Raw genomic sequence first — 11,673 nt, 5'->3', positions numbered from 1 at the left:
TTATTCCCGTTGAATAGGGCACTAACAGGATTGTGGTAGAAAGGAGAAGCGCTGTGTCCACCCCTGAAGAAGACAGCCTCACCAAGCATCAGGAATTCCGCCTGTTTCTGTTTATCGTGGTGTTTTTGTTCCCCATCCTCTCCATCGTGCTGGTCGGTGGGTTTGGTTTCTTTGTCTGGATGGCCCAATTAATCCTGGGGCCACCCTCCTATTAGTCCATGTTCCATTAACCCCTAGACGGTTAAGCACCTGGAAGCAGAAACCATGGAAATAGAAACCACAACGACAGAAGGCATAGATATAAGCCGCCGCCAACTGTTACGCGGGCGCTTCAGCCAACTCGGCAAAGCGCCTGTATCGCCACCGGCAACATCACCGCTTGTTGCCAGCATCACTTCTGCCTGCCTGAGCCGGCAAGGCATTGTGTGTTTTACCTGTAAAGAAATCTGCCCGGAAGAGGCGATCAACTTACGTCCCACTTTAGGCCAACCGGCCAACCCAACCGTGAATACAACCCTGTGTACTGCCTGTGGTGATTGCGCCGCCAGCTGCCCAAGCCAGGCCATCGCCTTGCAACCGCTTTCAACGGATGCTGCAAAGGAGAAAACCCATGATACCCGCGGACCAACATAACAACGCCAGCCCTCCGGAATGGCATGTCGCCAGTCTGGTGGTTTACTGCCAGCCGGAACAATTTCTGCAGTTGCGTCAGCAGATTGAAGCCATGCCCAACGCAGAAGTTCATACCGATGATAACCATGCCAAGTTGGTGGTGACGGTTGAAGGCAACTCCACAGCTGAACTATCCGAACATATGGACACTATCCGACTGCTGGAAGGCACCCTGTCGGTGCAGATGGTTTTCCATCAACAGGATGATACATCCACGCTGGCTTACGCCGTTACCGAATAACCCGTTACTGACGCACTCACTGCGAGGCACATTATGGAACTCAACCGTCGCGATTATATTAAAGCCAATGCCGTCGCCATGGCTGCCGCTGCTGCCGGCCTGCAGGCGCCAGCCAACGCCAGCAATTTAATAACCAGTTCGAGCCAAACCCAATTGAAGTGGTCCAAGGCTCCCTGCCGTTTTTGCGGCACGGGTTGCAGCGTTAACGTTGCCACTAAAGAAGGCAAGGTGGTGGCCACCCACGGTGATATTAAGTGCGAAGTGAATAAAGGCCTAAATTGCGTTAAAGGTTACTTCCTGTCAAAAATCATGTACGGCGAAGATCGCTTGACCAAACCTTTGCTGCGAAAAACAAACGGCAAGTACGACAAAAACGGCAGCTTTGAAGAAGTCAGCTGGGATGAAGCCTTTGATGTCATGGCAGAAAAATATAAAGCCACACTGAAAGAAAAAGGCCCCAGTGGCATTGGTATGTTTGGCTCCGGGCAATGGACAGTGTGGGAAGGTTATGCCGCGGTTAAATTAATGAAAGCCGGCTTCCGCTCTAACAATATTGAGCCCAACGCCCGCCATTGTATGGCATCGGCGGTGGCAGGTTTTATGCGCACCTTTGGCATTGATGAACCCATGGGCTGCTACGACGATATTGAAGCCGCCGACGCCTTTGTGCTTTGGGGTTCCAATATGGCAGAGATGCATCCTATCCTCTGGACGCGAGTGACCGACCGTCGCTTAAGTGCAGACCACGTTAAAGTGTCTGTGCTGTCCACCTATAAACACCGCTGTTATGACCTGGCCGATCAAGGCATTATTTTTGAACCGCAAACAGACTTGGCCATTCTTAACTATATCGCGCATTACATTATTAAAACCGGCCGGGTGAATAAGGACTTTGTCGACAAGCACACCAAGTTTGTTAAAGGCAATGACGATATCGGTTACGGTTTGCGCCCCGAACATCCGTTGCAACAGCAAGCCAAAAACGCAGACAAAGCCGGTGGTTCGAAAAAAATCAGTTTTAGGGAATTTAAAAAATTCGTCAGCAAATATACCGCTGACTATGTCAGCGAACTGTCTGGCGTCTCGAAAGAGGATCTGGAAAAACTCGCCGAACTCTATGCAGATCCAAAAACCAAAGTCACGTCTTTCTGGACCATGGGTTTTAACCAGCACACCCGCGGGGTTTGGTGTAATAACCTGATTTACAATATTCACTTACTGACCGGCAAGATTGCCACACCGGGCAATAGCCCCTTCTCCTTAACCGGCCAACCGTCAGCCTGTGGTACTGCACGTGAAGTCGGCACCTTCTCCCATCGTTTGCCCGCCGATATGGTTGTCGCCAATCCCAAACACCGGGCTATGGCGGAAAAGATCTGGCAACTGCCCAAAGACCATATCCCGCCCAAACCCGGTTACCACGCCGTACTGCACAACCGGAAATTAAAAGACGGCGACATGAATGTGTATTGGGTGCAAGTGAACAACAATATGCAGGCTGCAGCCAATATTAATGAAGAAGGTTATCCCGGTTATCGTAATCCTAAAAACTTTATTGTGGTCTCCGATGCTTACCCTACTGTTACAGCCCAAACAGCGGATTTAATTTTGCCCACCGCCATGTGGGTAGAAAAAGAAGGCGCCTACGGCAATGCCGAGCGGCGCACACAATTCTGGTACCAAATGATTGATGCACCGGGAGAAGCCAAGTCCGATCTGTGGCAACTGGTGGAATTTTCCAAACGTTTTACCACCGATGAAGTCTGGCCAGCGGAAACACTAAACGCCAACCCCGGCTACAAAGGTAAAACACTTTACGAAGTGTTGTTTGCCAATGGCCGCGCCAACAAATATCCACTGGAAGAAATATCACCGGATTACAACAACCAGGAAGCCAAGGATTTTGGCTTTTATATTCAAAAAGGCCTGTTTGAAGAATACGCTGAGTTCGGCCGTGACCACGGCCACGACCTTGCTCCCTTTGATCGCTACCATGAAGAGCGCGGCCTGCGTTGGCCAGTCGTCGATGGTAAAGAAACCCTGTGGCGCTATAGGGAAGGCTCTGACCCCTATGTAGAAAAAGGCGCCGGCTTCCAGTTTTATGGCAAGCCCGATAATCGCGCACTGATATTCGCCCTGCCCTATGAACCGCCGGCAGAAGCCCCCGATGAAGAATACGATCTGTGGTTATGTACCGGCCGAGTGCTGGAACACTGGCATTCAGGTTCCATGACACAGCGAGTACCCGAGTTGCATAAAGCCGTACCGAATGCGGTGTGTTATATGCATCCGGACGATGCCACAAAACGCGGTTTACGTCGTGGCGATGAAATCAAAGTAACCTCAAGGCGCGGTGAAATTCGTACCCGCGTAGAAACGCGTGGCCGCAATAAACCTCCTGTAGGCTTGGTATTTGTCGCCTGGTTTGATGCCAGCCAGCTGATCAATAAAGTCACGCTGGATGCCACCGATCCGATCTCCAAACAAACTGATTTCAAAAAATGCGCTGTCAAAATCAGCAAGGCCTAAGAGGAAAAGAACGATGAAAAATTTCGTATTTTGTAGCCTGCTGGTACTGGCATTTAGCGTAGGAGGAATAGTCGGAGGGCAACTAGACTGGCAGACCTACGCCCAAGACATAACCAATCAACAGGACATCGCCAACGTACGCGGAAACCAACCTATTAATTTTGAACCCAAAGCACCAGCCATCCCCAAGGTTGAGAATACCGATATAAAACAAAAGCGGGCTTATCCCATGCAGCCGCCGCTGGTTCCTCACAAAACCGACAACTACCAAGTGGATAAGAATGCTAACAAGTGTCTATCCTGTCACAGCCGCCGATTGACGGAGGAATCCCAGGCGCCGATGATCAGTGTCACACACTATATGGATCGCGATGGTAACTTCCTTGCCGACGTATCGCCCCGACGCTACTTCTGCAATCAATGCCATGTGACACAAACCAATGCCAAGCCTCTGGTTACCAACCAGTTTATTGATGTCGATAAATTACTGCGCAAGCAATAAATAATAGGGGCCTAACATGAATTGGTTAAAACAATACTGGAAGGTGCTCAACCGCCCCAGCGTGCATTACAGCCTGGGGTTTTTAACCATGGGCGGCTTTATCGCCGGGATAATGTTCTGGGGTGCATTTAACACCGCCATGGAATTCACCAATACACAAACCTTCTGTACTGGCTGTCACGAAATGCGTGATAACGTGTATGTGGAACTGAAGGATACTATTCACTTTTCCAATCGTTCCGGCGTACGTGCCAAGTGCTCCGACTGCCATGTACCCCACGACTGGACGTACAAAATGGCCCGCAAGATGGCGGCCTCAAAAGAGGTGTGGGGCAAGATCTTTGGCACCATCAACACCCGAGAAAAATTTGAGGCCAACCGTCGACGCCTGGCCGAACACGAGTGGGCGCGCCTAAAAGCCAACAACTCCCGCGAGTGCCGCAACTGTCATGAATTTGATTTTATGGATTTCACGCGCCAAAGCCCACGTGCGGTAGACATGCATTCTTCCGCATTAGCCAGCGGCGAGAAAACCTGTATCGACTGCCACAAAGGCATTGCCCACCAGTTACCTGATATGTCGGGCGTAGAAGGCTGGTAAAAGCAAGAGAAAGGAAAACGGAAGCAAGGGGTCTGACCCTGCTGGTCAGACCCCGGATAAAACGGCAGGATAAACTTAAAGCACACCCAACTGCAGCACTACCTTAATCACCAACGCCCACAGCACCAAGCTAGATACCACATACACCATAAACCGGTGCATCACTTTGTTGTAGGTACAATGCACAACACTGTGCAGCGCACGCAAACCCACAAACGCCCAAGCACCTCGAATAAACCAGTCATCGGCAATACCTGCGATGGCTACCACCAGCGTTAACCCATAGAAGATCATCGGTAACTCGAACAGGTTGATCAGGTTATTCCCCACCACCTGAACCTTTTCAGGTACCGCAGCTTTAACCGCATCCGGCGTTGGCACCGATTGCGGATGAATTTTATTGGCACTGAAGTAACCTAAACGACGAATCAATAACAGCACCCACACAACGGCAGTCACTAAAAACAGGCATAACATGGGGGCAAAAATCGCTTGGTGCGACATGAGGACACTCCTTTGGTTAATTAGGTCGGGCTTATATTTATAAGATTTTTATAAAGGCAGGACAGGCAGTTAAAGCTTAACTGCCTGGGCGAATCACGCGGAAGCGCTCGATATCGCGATCGAAGCGTGCGGCGATTTCGTTGTATTCCTCACGACGCTGGGAAATCTGGAATTCGGTAATAGCTACTTCTTCCTCAAGTGCTTTAATGGTATTGATAACCGCCTCAGGCACTTGGCGACCTGCGCGTTCACTGTCAGCGGCACGGCCTTGCTGTTGGGCAACCTGGCTTTTCAAGCCTCTGAGGTTACCTTCCAGAATCGTGATATTGCCTTCCAGCTCCTGCAGTTTGCGCTTTTTCGCCGCTTCAATATCGGCAACACGGCTGTAACGGCGGGTCAGTTTGGCATCCCACTCCGCTAAGCGATCAGCTTCAGCTTTTTGCGCATTGCGTTTTGCGGCTTCTTCTCTGCTGATTGCCGGCGGCACAACTTTAATCACTTTGCCGGATGGCGTAACAACTTCATAGCCTTTCTGGGCGTACTCAGGGGGTATGGAATGATTCATTACCTTAACCCCCTTTTCGTTGACATAGCGATAAAGCACACGCTCAGCCGCCTGACTTAAGGCTGGCGCCAATGTTATACACACACCCAACACACCTGCTTGCAGCAGCGAGCTTAGAGTTTGTTTATTCGATAGCCGCTTGATCAACTTCATACGCCTTAAGATCGGATTTTAACTTACACCATACTGTTCACGGTAAGCACGAATGGCCGCAACCATCTCATCCTGCCCACCTTTCTCTTCCAGGAAGCTGATAATGTCATCGAGCTTCACAATGCTGACAACAGGAATACCGTATTCCTTTTCGACTTCCTGAATCGCCGATAATTCACCTTTGCCCTTCTCCTGGCGATTTAAGCCAATCACCACGGCAGCAGGTTTGGCGCCGGCGGCTTCAATAATACTCATCACTTCGCGCACGGCAGTACCGGCAGTGATGACATCGTCAATAATCAGGATCTTACCATCCAGTGGCGCACCTACCAGATTACCACCTTCACCGTGGTCTTTGGCCTCTTTGCGGTTAAAGCAGTAGGGCTTGTCCTGTTGATGGCCATCGGCCAATGCTACCGCGGTGGTTGCCGCCAATGGGATACCCTTGTAGGCAGGGCCAAACACCACATCGTAATCCAAACCCGCGTCCACAATAGCATCGGCGTAAAAGCGTCCCAGCGCGGCCAGGGCGCTACCGGTTTGAAATTTACCGGCATTAAAAAAGTAAGGGCTGGTACGACCGGACTTAAGGGTGAATTCTCCAAAACACAGAGCTTCGTGTTTAATGGCCAGCTCGATGAAGTCACGCTGGTACTGCTGCATGGCATATTCCTGTAAATGTTCTAACTTTAAAAAATCAGGTCACTTTTCACACGCCTCTTCCGGCGTGATGACCTCGGTAAAGCCCAGGTTAACAATATAAAAAATAACCTCGGCATTTTATCCAACGCGCTCCTCGGCGTCGGTGATGGTTTTTTAACCAACTATATTAACAAAACCATAATCACAAAAATGATACTACTAACAAAAAAGCATAAAGCTCGGGTATCATACACAGTCCGCAATTAAGGGGCTAATATGCGAATTATAAGTCTTAGCGTAGACGGTATACATCAGGCTGCGCAAAGAGGGTTGTACACATGGCTTGCTGAGCAGGATGCCGACATCATCTGCCTGCAAGACCTGCGCGCCCAGGAATACGAAGTTGATACTGAGCCGTTTCACCTGGACGGCTATTTCGCCTATTTTTTCGACTCCGGCATCGAACATTACAACGGTGTTGCCATCTATACCCGTCATCAGCCCAAGGCCCTGATCTACGGCTTGGGTTTTTCCAGCGGTGTTGATATGGAGGGCCGCTACCTCCAGGCCGACTTCGAGCATATCAGTGTCGGCTCACTGTTGGCGCCTTCAGCCACCAGTGAATTGGAAAGCCAGGAAGTGAAAATCAAATTCTTTGATGATTTCCAGGCCCACCTCAACAAGATTACCCGCAAGCGCCGGGATTATATCTTCTGTGGCAACTGGGCGATGGCTCACCGCCGCCAGGACGTACAAAACTGGCAGGACAACGACAGCAACTCCGGCTTCCTGCCCCATGAGCAACAATGGATGGACCAGCTGTTTAACCAGTTGGGCTACGTTGATGCCTTCCGCCGGGTTAATAAGGATTCCGACGAGTACACCTGGTGGCCAGCAGGCGAAGCCGGCAAAGGCGACGGCTGGCGTACCGATTATCAGGTAACCTCCAACAACCTCAAAGGCCGAGTGGAGTACGGGGTTGTTTACAAGAACCAACAGTTCTCCAGCCATATGCCCGTGATCATGGATTATGATATCGAGCTAAGCTGAATCGGCGGTTAATGGCCCCGAGCCATTCAGTAACTCTTTCGCCAGACACAAAAAAGCCGCTGAAGGTGACTTCAGCGGCTTTTCTCGTAATCGGCAATCTTATTTGCTGCCGTCTACCATGTGATCAACGGCGGCTTTCAGCTCATCATCAGAACAGTCCATGCACAGGCCTTTGGCAGGCATGCCGTTGAAACCGCTGATGGCGTTGGTGTACAAAGTATCCATGCCTTTACCTACGCGAGGAGCCCAGTCGCCAGCAGCGCCGAACTTAGGCGCACCAGCAGCGCCAGTACCGTGACAAGCTGCACATTTGGTGGTGTATACATCAGCACCACTGCGAGGCTCGCCGCCACCCGCTGCTACCGGTGCCGCAGCACAGTCACTGCCTTCCATGCACACTTCGCCCACAGGCTTGATGCGCTCTTGCAGGGCTTCGGTCAGGTCAGAAGCAGCAAAGCTGGTTACAGACAGGGCCAGGCCCAGGCATGCAGCCGCTGCAGCGGTCAGTTTTTTCAGTTGGCTCACGGTGTCATCCTCAAAGGGTTTTCTTAAATTGGGCGGCATTATAGCGAAAAACCGCCATAAGCAAAAAACCTTATGCAAGTGAGGGAATTGTGCCGGGGCAATGCTCGAAAATTAGCTCAGCTCGACAGGCTGCGCCACTGGCCGGGGCTCTTGCCTGTCCAGCGACGAAAGGCACGGGAAAAGGTGCTGACATCGGAAAAGCCCAGTAAGTAAGCAGCCTCTTCCAGTGAGATATCCTGACGCTTGAGGTAACCGTAGGCCATCTCCTCCCGCAGCTGATCCAGTATGGCCTGATAGGTGGTATTTTCACTTTGCAGACGGCGTAACAGGGTACGCTGGTTGAGCTGCAAGGCCTCTGCCACGGCGGCCTTGCTGGGCTCACCTTTGGGCAGCAGCGTGATCAGGCAATCTCGCACTTGTTGGGCGAAAGAGCCTTCCATACGTTTACCCAAATACTTGGCCGACAGGTCATCCAGTACGCTGGCCAGCTCTTCATTGGCGGTGGGCACGGATCTCTCAAGTAGGCTTTTGGTAAACCGCATCTCGGTTTGCGGTTGATCGAACCGTACCGGGCAGGCAAAAAACTCACGGAACATACTGTCATCGCCCGGCGCGGCATGACTGAAGCCTACAGATAAGGGGGCGACCGTGTTGTCATCCAAAATCCAGCGCGCCAAATTAACGGCTCCAGCCATGCTTAAATCGTAGGCCGAAGCGGCAGCCGGCAGCCCCAGGGTTTCGATACTCAGGGTCAAACGATAACAATCGGCCTCTTCAACCAGATCCAGAGTTGCCGAATCCGCCAACAGGTGGCGAAAGCGCACAAAACGTTGCCAGGCATCCCTCACCGTAGCGCTGCAACTCATGGCATAACCCACAGCATGCAGGTTTTGCGGCCGTAAATGCATTGCGGCTTTTAAGCCTAAATTGGGGTCACCACTGAGCTCTTCCGCCCGCAGCCACAGCCGCGTGACTTGCTCCTGATCAAAGCGGTAATCCAGGCCATTGAGGTGCTCAACCTCCATCCCCAGCTCGCGGAACAGTGACTGAGTATCTACACCGCTGTCTTCCAGACCACGGACAATGGCCTGCACCCATCCGGATAACGATGATTGTTGTGAAGATTGCGTCATAAAGTTTCTTGCCACCAATGCCCTGTCATTAATTGCTAGGGGCTGTCACGCTCGGCTCTCGTTTAATGCCAGCCATTCTACTACCTTAAGGCTATAGAGAATCTATACAGAATGACAATGAATGATATTGGAGTGAGAGTATGAATGGTGCAGAAGCCCTGTTACAAACCCTGATCGATAGCGATGTGGAAGTGTGCTTTGCCAACCCTGGCACCTCGGAAATGCAGTTGGTGGCGGCCATCGACAAGATTCCCGGTATGCGCCCGATTCTGGGCCTGTTTGAAGGTGTGGTAACCGGTGCTGCCGACGGCTACGGCCGCATGGCCGACAAACCCGCCGCCACCCTGCTGCACCTGGGCTCCGGTTTTTCCAACGGCATGGCTAACCTGCACAATGCCAAACGAGCCTTCACCCCCATTGTGAATATTGTCGGTGATCACGCCACCTACCATCTGCCACTGGATGCGCCACTCACCTCCGATGTGCCTGGCCATATCGCCCTGACCAGTGACTGGAACCGTACCAGTGAATCCCACACCAGCATGGCCCAGGATGGCGCCGATGCTGTAGCTGCGTCTTACCAAGGCCGCTCGGCCAACTTGATTGTGCCAGCTAACTACGCCTGGACCGAAGGTGCCGAGCCAGTACCAGCCCCCGCGATTCCCGCACCGGAAAAGGCCAGCGATGAAACCATCAGCCAAATTGCCGAGACACTGCGCAACAGCGATAGCGCCTGCTTGTTTGTAGGCGGCAAAGCCCTGCGTGAAGACGGCCTAAAAGCCGCCTGCCGTATTGCCGCAGCTACCGGCGCGCGGATTATTTCCGAAGTTTTCCCCGCCCGCATCCAGCGCGGTCGTGGCCGCCCAACCATTGAGCGCCTACCTTACCTGGCAGAGTTTGCCTCAGACACCATTAAAGACATAAAGGATCTGATCGTAATCGGCACCAAAGCCCCGGTATCCTTCTTCGCCTACCCGGAAAAACCCAGCACACTGTGGGCTGAAGACTGTAATGTGCAAACCCTGGCCACACCGATTCAGGATCAAATCGCCGCCCTGGAAGCCCTGGCGGAAGCCCTCGAAGCGCCAGCCTATGAAGCCCAACCGGATCCCGAGCTGCCAGAAATCCCCAAAGAAGGCCCACTGACCGGTGAAGCCGTGGGCGCTGTTATCGCCAACTATATGCCCGAGCAAGCCATCGTCTCCGATGAATCCAACACCTCCGGTATCTTCTCCTACGGCTACCACGATGCCGCCGCCCCCCACGATTGGATGACCCTGACCGGTGGTGCTATTGGCCAAGGCCTGCCACTAGCCCTGGGTGCAGCGGTAGCCTGCCCGGATCGCAAAGTCATCAACCTGCAAGCCGACGGTAGCGCCATGTACACCAACCAGTCCCTGTGGACCATGGCCCGCGAGAATCTGGATGTGTGTGTGGTGATCTACAACAACAGCAGCTACGCCGTGCTGAATCTGGAATTGATGCGAGTGGGTGTGGAAAACCCCGGTGAACGTGCGCAATCCATGCTGAGCCTAAACAACCCAGGCTTGGAGTGGACCAAGATTGCTGAGGGGATGGGCGTTAAAGCTTCTCAGGCCAAAACCATTGAGGAGTTTGAAGCGCAGTTTAAAGAAGCGATGAGCACCAAAGGGCCGCGTTTGATTGAAGTGGTGATGTAATCACCCGCCGTAGCGCAGGGGGCTTTTCTAGTCCCCTCTAGCCCAACCTCACCCAGTAAAAACCATGGACTCATAGGGCCTAGATGCGTATTATGGCGCCGTCTAACCGCCCTTAGCTCAGCTGGATAGAGCGTCGCCCTCCGGAGGCGAAGGTCAGAGGTTCGAATCCTCTAGGGCGGGCCATCTCCTGTCTTTATCCAAATTACGTTAACCCTCCCAAACCTGTACTCATCTCAGCTTCACACCAGCCTCCTAATTACAAAGTATGATTTTCAGTAACTTATGCTCTTTTCGTTAAAGAGGTTGTATTGAGTCTGCTACTATCGCCTTTGATATATTGAATAGAAAGGATTCTTCAATGTTAAAGTTTTCCACTTTATGGAATGCCCACCCTACAGTTACCAAGGCCGGTAAACCCTGCCTAAAAAAAGATGGGATCCCCAGATTTGCCAATCAATGTGCCATGCGCCTTGGCACAGCACTCACTGCCTGCAACATTGATACGACCAAACTAGTTCCCCAAAGCCGACACTGTTGGGAAGAAGGTCACAAAGGTAAGGGGCATGTACTTGCAGCTGAAGAGCTTGCTATAGGACTAAGTGAAGCAAAACTGAAACACTTATCTCCTATCGAAAAGGTTCCCCCGAAAGAAATTGGCAAAAAACTTAAAGGTAAGACAGGGATAATTTTCTTCAAGGATTATTGGGTTAGACCAAATGAAGAAGGTACAGGGAATTCATCTGGCGACCATATTGACCTTTGGAATCTTAACCGCCTCACAGATGCAAGATCTCAAGTGTGGTTTACTGAAACGATCTTGCAGTCCGGTGTATATGGTAAGGCCAAGGAGGTATGGTTTTGGGAAGTAAAATAAATC

14 protein-coding genes and 1 tRNA gene are annotated in these 11,673 nt (G+C 51.7%); 10 read left to right on the top strand and 5 right to left on the bottom strand.

All coding sequences use genetic code 11. The features are described from left to right. The first annotated feature begins 53 nt into the window (after nucleotides 1-53). The 6 genes from ACGHZ6_RS00530 to ACGHZ6_RS00505 are packed head-to-tail and all read left to right on the top strand — an operon-like array spanning nucleotide 54 to nucleotide 4,545. Nucleotides 54-215, top strand: a complete 162-nt coding sequence (locus ACGHZ6_RS00530) for a periplasmic nitrate reductase, NapE protein (RefSeq protein WP_390616808.1) — start codon at nucleotides 54-56, stop codon at nucleotides 213-215. Nucleotides 216-264: 49 nt separating this feature from the next. After that, the gene (locus ACGHZ6_RS00525; RefSeq protein ID WP_390616807.1) at nucleotides 265-633 is read left to right on the top strand and encodes a 4Fe-4S dicluster domain-containing protein; all 369 of its coding nucleotides are present in this window, start codon (nucleotides 265-267) and stop codon (nucleotides 631-633) included. Further along, nucleotides 611-913 (top strand): chaperone NapD, encoded by a 303-nt coding sequence (locus ACGHZ6_RS00520; protein WP_390616806.1) that lies wholly within the window; start codon nucleotides 611-613, stop codon nucleotides 911-913. Before ACGHZ6_RS00525 ends, ACGHZ6_RS00520 begins: the two co-directional genes overlap by 23 nt. A 33-nt stretch (nucleotides 914-946) precedes the next feature. Further along, the gene (gene napA, locus ACGHZ6_RS00515) at nucleotides 947-3,442 is read left to right on the top strand and encodes a nitrate reductase catalytic subunit NapA (RefSeq protein ID WP_390616805.1); all 2,496 of its coding nucleotides are present in this window, start codon (nucleotides 947-949) and stop codon (nucleotides 3,440-3,442) included. A gap of 13 nt (nucleotides 3,443-3,455) precedes the next feature. Beyond that, nucleotides 3,456-3,944: a nitrate reductase cytochrome c-type subunit gene (locus ACGHZ6_RS00510; RefSeq protein WP_390616804.1), complete on the top strand. Its 489-nt coding sequence runs from the start codon at nucleotides 3,456-3,458 to the stop codon at nucleotides 3,942-3,944. Nucleotides 3,945-3,960: 16 nt separating this feature from the next. Next, entirely contained in the window at nucleotides 3,961-4,545 is a 585-nt protein-coding gene (locus ACGHZ6_RS00505; RefSeq protein ID WP_390616803.1) for a cytochrome c3 family protein, read from the top strand. 75 nt (nucleotides 4,546-4,620) lie between these two features. Here the strand turns inward: ACGHZ6_RS00505 and ACGHZ6_RS00500 are convergent, their stop codons facing one another. The 3 genes from ACGHZ6_RS00500 to pyrE all read right to left on the bottom strand — a co-directional run bounded on the left by ACGHZ6_RS00500 (nucleotide 4,621) and on the right by pyrE (nucleotide 6,430). Next, nucleotides 4,621-5,049: an MAPEG family protein gene (locus tag ACGHZ6_RS00500; protein ID WP_390616802.1), complete on the bottom strand. Its 429-nt coding sequence runs from the start codon at nucleotides 5,047-5,049 to the stop codon at nucleotides 4,621-4,623. 76 nt (nucleotides 5,050-5,125) lie between these two features. Beyond that, a complete protein-coding gene (locus tag ACGHZ6_RS00495) occupies nucleotides 5,126-5,767 on the bottom strand; it encodes a hypothetical protein (protein WP_390616800.1) in 642 nt (213 codons plus the stop codon). A gap of 18 nt (nucleotides 5,768-5,785) precedes the next feature. Continuing rightward, nucleotides 5,786-6,430 (bottom strand): orotate phosphoribosyltransferase, encoded by a 645-nt coding sequence (gene pyrE, locus ACGHZ6_RS00490; RefSeq protein WP_390616799.1) that lies wholly within the window; start codon nucleotides 6,428-6,430, stop codon nucleotides 5,786-5,788. A gap of 255 nt (nucleotides 6,431-6,685) precedes the next feature. Here pyrE and ACGHZ6_RS00485 point away from each other — a divergent pair, with 255 nt between their 5' ends. After that, nucleotides 6,686-7,459 carry an exodeoxyribonuclease III gene (locus ACGHZ6_RS00485; protein ID WP_390616798.1) on the top strand — a complete coding sequence of 258 codons (774 nt, stop codon included), beginning with the start codon at nucleotides 6,686-6,688 and terminating at the stop codon, nucleotides 7,457-7,459. Between the two features lie 99 nt (nucleotides 7,460-7,558). Here ACGHZ6_RS00485 and ACGHZ6_RS00480 read toward each other — a convergent pair whose 3' ends face one another. Both ACGHZ6_RS00480 and ACGHZ6_RS00475 read right to left on the bottom strand, forming a co-directional pair. After that, entirely contained in the window at nucleotides 7,559-7,984 is a 426-nt protein-coding gene (locus ACGHZ6_RS00480; protein ID WP_390616797.1) for a c-type cytochrome, read from the bottom strand. A gap of 116 nt (nucleotides 7,985-8,100) precedes the next feature. Then, nucleotides 8,101-9,117 carry an AraC family transcriptional regulator gene (locus ACGHZ6_RS00475; protein ID WP_390616796.1) on the bottom strand — a complete coding sequence of 339 codons (1,017 nt, stop codon included), beginning with the start codon at nucleotides 9,115-9,117 and terminating at the stop codon, nucleotides 8,101-8,103. Between the two features lie 140 nt (nucleotides 9,118-9,257). On the opposite strand from ACGHZ6_RS00475, the gene ACGHZ6_RS00470 reads away from it, so the two are divergent. The 3 genes from ACGHZ6_RS00470 to ACGHZ6_RS00460 all read left to right on the top strand — a co-directional run bounded on the left by ACGHZ6_RS00470 (nucleotide 9,258) and on the right by ACGHZ6_RS00460 (nucleotide 11,670). Further along, nucleotides 9,258-10,796 carry an acetolactate synthase large subunit gene (locus ACGHZ6_RS00470; RefSeq protein ID WP_390616795.1) on the top strand — a complete coding sequence of 513 codons (1,539 nt, stop codon included), beginning with the start codon at nucleotides 9,258-9,260 and terminating at the stop codon, nucleotides 10,794-10,796. Between the two features lie 106 nt (nucleotides 10,797-10,902). Next, a tRNA-Arg gene (locus tag ACGHZ6_RS00465) sits at nucleotides 10,903-10,979 on the top strand. Between the two features lie 175 nt (nucleotides 10,980-11,154). Next, nucleotides 11,155-11,670 (top strand): T6SS effector amidase Tae4 family protein, encoded by a 516-nt coding sequence (locus ACGHZ6_RS00460; protein ID WP_390616794.1) that lies wholly within the window; start codon nucleotides 11,155-11,157, stop codon nucleotides 11,668-11,670. Nucleotides 11,671-11,673 lie beyond the last annotated feature (3 nt).

The sequence above is a fragment of the Maricurvus nonylphenolicus genome (genome assembly GCF_042854845.1).
Classification (GTDB): Bacteria; Pseudomonadota; Gammaproteobacteria; order Pseudomonadales; family Cellvibrionaceae; genus Maricurvus; species Maricurvus nonylphenolicus.
Note: the sequence above shows the minus strand (reverse complement) of the source record. Positions and strands in the feature narration are given on the sequence as shown.

Excerpts from the sequence above, each read along its gene's own strand:
- ACGHZ6_RS00485 (WP_390616798.1), top strand. The coding sequence starts at position 6,686 with ATGCGAATTATAAGTCTTAGCGTAGACGGTATACATCAGGCTGCGCAA.
- ACGHZ6_RS00525 (WP_390616807.1), top strand. The coding sequence starts at position 265 with ATGGAAATAGAAACCACAACGACAGAAGGCATAGATATAAGCCGCCGC.
- ACGHZ6_RS00460 (WP_390616794.1), top strand. The coding sequence starts at position 11,155 with ATGTTAAAGTTTTCCACTTTATGGAATGCCCACCCTACAGTTACCAAG.
- ACGHZ6_RS00505 (WP_390616803.1), top strand. The coding sequence starts at position 3,961 with ATGAATTGGTTAAAACAATACTGGAAGGTGCTCAACCGCCCCAGCGTG.
- ACGHZ6_RS00520 (WP_390616806.1), top strand. The coding sequence starts at position 611 with ATGATACCCGCGGACCAACATAACAACGCCAGCCCTCCGGAATGGCAT.
- ACGHZ6_RS00500 (WP_390616802.1), bottom strand. The coding sequence starts at position 5,049 with ATGTCGCACCAAGCGATTTTTGCCCCCATGTTATGCCTGTTTTTAGTG.
- napA (WP_390616805.1), top strand. The coding sequence starts at position 947 with ATGGAACTCAACCGTCGCGATTATATTAAAGCCAATGCCGTCGCCATG.
- ACGHZ6_RS00495 (WP_390616800.1), bottom strand. The coding sequence starts at position 5,767 with ATGAAGTTGATCAAGCGGCTATCGAATAAACAAACTCTAAGCTCGCTG.
- ACGHZ6_RS00470 (WP_390616795.1), top strand. The coding sequence starts at position 9,258 with ATGAATGGTGCAGAAGCCCTGTTACAAACCCTGATCGATAGCGATGTG.
- ACGHZ6_RS00510 (WP_390616804.1), top strand. The coding sequence starts at position 3,456 with ATGAAAAATTTCGTATTTTGTAGCCTGCTGGTACTGGCATTTAGCGTA.
- pyrE (WP_390616799.1), bottom strand. The coding sequence starts at position 6,430 with ATGCAGCAGTACCAGCGTGACTTCATCGAGCTGGCCATTAAACACGAA.
- ACGHZ6_RS00475 (WP_390616796.1), bottom strand. The coding sequence starts at position 9,117 with ATGACGCAATCTTCACAACAATCATCGTTATCCGGATGGGTGCAGGCC.